Origin of the sequence: Microbacterium sp. (assembly GCF_047972865.1) — a bacterium.
GTDB lineage: Bacteria > Actinomycetota > Actinomycetes > Actinomycetales > Microbacteriaceae > Microbacterium.
The window spans coordinates 1-2,800 of record NZ_JBKEAY010000031.1 but is presented as its reverse complement, the minus strand read 5'-3'; the positions used below and the strand labels follow the sequence as shown (position 1 = coordinate 2,800).

The following is a 2,800-nucleotide window of genomic DNA, read 5'->3' as shown; positions in this document are numbered from 1 at the left end:
GGCGCAAAGCCGTCGCGTCGGCCAGCACGCGTACAGCCTCGTCGGGGACCCGGACATCGACGTCAATGTCGTCACGCCCCGCGTTGAGGCAGTCCACGATCACCTCGCCGATGAGTGCCGTTGCGTCCACCGTTTCGAGCGTGATGGGCACATCACCCGCGTCGATCATCGAGATGTCGAAGTAGTCGGAGATGTACCGCGACATCAGGCCGACCTTACGCCGACCGCAATTCGACGGCGCAGACGCGACGCCTGCACCGTGTGTGGCGGGCGGGTTTTGTCGAGCACGCCGTCGAGATCAACGGACCCCGACTCGTCTACGTAGAGGGGCCCGACAACGGTCCGCCCCTGCTGCTCATCCACGCGCAGGGTGTCGACTGGCGCAACTACGCGCGTGTGCTTCCCGAACTGTCGGAGCGCTATCACGTGTTCGCCGTGGACTGCCACGGGCACGGCGGTTCTACTGGTCCGATCGTCAACCTCGGGATGGTCGAGAGAATGAGCTCGGTATCGGGACCGTCAACAGGGCCCGTTGGTGGCAGCTCCACCTCCACCAGGGCGCCAGGTTCCAACCGAATCAGGTGGTGATCCTCGATGAAGCCTCCCTCGCCGGCACCGGCTCACTCGACCGCATCACCGCCGCCTGCGATCACGCAACGATGGTGCTGCGTTGCCGAGCATGTCGAACTCTGGTAGCCGAGGTGCCCTAAACGCACTCACCTGTGATCGTGCTGCTCGGCTCAGTCGGCCAGTCGGTGGAGCCAGTAGCCGGGTTCGCGGCGTTCGTGTGCGTAGGCGAGGATCAGGATCGTTTCCGGCTCGACGGTGTAGACGACTCGATACGGGTATCCGCGAACAGCCTTGCTGCGGATCACGGTGCCGTCGTCAGCGGTCGTGAAGGGTGGGGCGGCGTTCGGCTAGTGGGCGATGTCCTGCCGGGCTTGCTGCGCCCGACCGATGAGCGCGAGACCGATCCCTGGTTCCTGCGCCTCGTACCAGCGAACAGCGGTGTCGAACTCCGCGACGGCTTCGGGATGCTTCCGCTGAGCCAGGGTCATGCGGTGAGCGAGGCGCGCAAGCGGGCATAGTGCTCGTCAGCATCCACCAACTCGACGGCACCGGCACGCACCTCGGCGAGTCGCCGGGTCGCCTCGGCACGCCAAGCCGCGTCGACCGCGCCCGTGTCATCTGTGTCGTGGAGGCTTTCGAGCAGCGCATTGGCAACAACGGCGCGCTGATCGGCGTCGAGCGCGAGAGCGTCTCGGATCAAGGTCGCAGGGTCCGGTGCCATGCATTCAAGTGTACGCCGAACAGCCGTTTTGGGTGCGAGCGCTCGGGGACCGTGGCACGCTTTCCGCTGATGTCGGGGTCATCGTCGCCATGAAGCAAGTCCCTGGTCCTGGCCCGCGTTGCGCTTGTCGAACGCCCCATCGAGGTCGGCTGCGAGCCGTGAGCAATTTCGCGCCCAACCGACGGCGCTTCTCGAGGCAGACCCCGTGCATAGCTGGGGTGATAGCCTGAGGGCCCCATGAGCCTCAGGTATCCCACTGCGCGCGCCTGGGCTGAGGATCATTCGCTGGCGGGCGAGCCGCGCCTCGGGTGGTTGGAAAGCGTCGCTTTCCAACCACATCCGGTGGTCGTCACGACGTTCGGCAGCGACGGCGCCGCGTTGGCGGACATCTTGCGTGAACGCCGGGCGAGTCGTTTTCCCCCGGTATCGCACGGGGTGAGTGTGGTCATCGTGTTGATCGCTGCTCTCGCGCCGGTTGTCGGTGTGGCGGTCTACGGCGGGTGGCCGAACTACCTTCTCCCCGCCTCTCGCCCCGTTCCTGCGGAGATTGCCGTTCCTGTTGCCGGCGTCTGCTTCATGGTCTCCGCCATCACGCAGGTGGCGCTGTGGGTTGTCTGGACACTCGGGGGCGCCCGACGATCTCCGATGGTACTCGGTGGCGCAGCGGTATCGGCGGTGCTCGCGGGGTTTGCCGTGATAGGCGTCGCACGCACGGCGGACCGCGACGGATACGACCTGGGTCCCTGGTCCTGGCTCGCATGGCTCACGGTCGTGATTGGCGGGAGCCTTGCGCTCGCTGTCCTGGTGAGATTCCGCTCGAAACCGGTCGTGCCCGTGCTCGACCCCCTTCCGCAGCACCGCACGCTGCCCCCGCGGGAGCAGGCCCGGATGGCGGTGCTCAAGCTGTCTAAGCGTGAGCTCCGCCGTATCCAGGCCGACCGCGACGAGGCCCTGCGCGTTCTGGCGGAGCGGGGACTTCTTCAGCCGGACGAGACCGATCGTGCACTGCATGCTGATCTCGGCACCCTGTTCACGCTCGACCCCATCCGAGGGGAGACGTGATGATCGACTCCGGAATTCCCACCCGTTCTGACCTGCGCGGCGAGCGGTGATCGCGCAAGAGTAGACGCGGCTGACAAACGCGATGCGGCTCTGCGCATCGGTGAGGCGGGGGTCACGCGGGGGAACCGGCCCACGCAGAGGTGCGGTGTCGAGGAACGCCCGCAGCGCAGCGATGGTCTCCTCGGGGGCGTCCTCCCAGATGTCGTGGCCACAGTTTCTGAGTTCGGTCACGTGGGCCTCCGGGAAGATCTCTCGCCAGCGCTGCAGCTCCTTCTCCCGATACGCGATGTCGCCATCCGGCCACAGGAAAGCGGCCGGCACGTCAAGTGGCGCGTAGCGGTTTCTGGTACGGCTAGTCCAGCGACCTGGTACTTCGGTTCTGGCTAGTTGGTACTGCTCGGCTTGGTCTGCTCTTCTGATGTCGGTGGTGGCGCGTTGGGTGTCGCC

Annotated in this window: 5 protein-coding genes; 1 reads left to right on the top strand and 4 read right to left on the bottom strand. The window is 66.2% G+C overall.

Annotated features, from left to right (window positions below; all coding sequences use genetic code 11):
* The 4 genes from ACK5KK_RS01725 to ACK5KK_RS01710 all read right to left on the bottom strand — a co-directional run.
* On the bottom strand, positions 1 to 205 hold a 205-nt coding region (locus tag ACK5KK_RS01725; RefSeq protein WP_416888366.1), incomplete at its 3' end, for a hypothetical protein.
* Between the two features lie 535 nt (positions 206 to 740).
* Positions 741 to 875, bottom strand: coding sequence for a hypothetical protein (locus ACK5KK_RS01720; RefSeq protein ID WP_416888365.1), 135 nt, complete (start codon positions 873 to 875; stop codon positions 741 to 743).
* A 42-nt stretch (positions 876 to 917) separates the two neighbouring features.
* Entirely contained in the window at positions 918 to 1,058 is a 141-nt protein-coding gene (locus tag ACK5KK_RS01715; RefSeq protein ID WP_416888364.1) for a hypothetical protein, read from the bottom strand.
* Positions 1,055 to 1,291 (bottom strand): addiction module protein, encoded by a 237-nt coding sequence (locus ACK5KK_RS01710; protein ID WP_416888363.1) that lies wholly within the window; start codon positions 1,289 to 1,291, stop codon positions 1,055 to 1,057. The genes ACK5KK_RS01715 and ACK5KK_RS01710 overlap by 4 nt, the downstream gene beginning before the upstream one ends.
* Before the next feature lie 342 nt (positions 1,292 to 1,633).
* Here ACK5KK_RS01710 and ACK5KK_RS01705 point away from each other — a divergent pair, with 342 nt between their 5' ends.
* Positions 1,634 to 2,353, top strand: coding sequence for a hypothetical protein (locus ACK5KK_RS01705; protein WP_416888362.1), 720 nt, complete (start codon positions 1,634 to 1,636; stop codon positions 2,351 to 2,353).
* The last annotated feature ends 447 nt before the right edge of the window (positions 2,354 to 2,800 follow it).